The organism is Arthrobacter sp. SIMBA_036 (assembly GCF_046535135.1).
Classification (GTDB): Bacteria; Actinomycetota; Actinomycetes; order Actinomycetales; family Micrococcaceae; genus Arthrobacter.
The window spans coordinates 1-278 of record NZ_JAWRXG010000122.1 but is presented as its reverse complement, the minus strand read 5'-3'; the positions used below and the strand labels follow the sequence as shown (position 1 = coordinate 278).

Annotated in this window: 1 protein-coding gene; it reads right to left on the bottom strand. The window is 43.5% G+C overall.

Annotated elements, in window-relative coordinates:
• Positions 1–278, bottom strand: a 278-nt coding sequence (locus SB659_RS19360) for a hypothetical protein (RefSeq protein ID WP_410551569.1), incomplete at both ends; no start/stop codon positions are given.

Sequence of the window (278 nt, the reverse complement as noted above, 5' to 3'; positions counted from 1 at the left end):
ATACTTAGTGGTCACGATGTTTTCAGCATACTGAGCCTGGGTTTGTTGCCCTGATGCATTATAGGAAAACTGTACTGTTCCACCCGGATCAGTGGAAGAAATCACATTACCAAGAGCATCGGTCGTCTTTGAAGTCGTTCTGCCATAACCGTTAAGTTCCTTTACGCTGGTTGTCAAACCTGAAACATTGGTCTCTGTTTGCTTTCCATTAAATGCAGTGGCAGTAATCCTGACAGGCAATACGGAATCATCATAGGCAATGGTATTCCACTTATCAG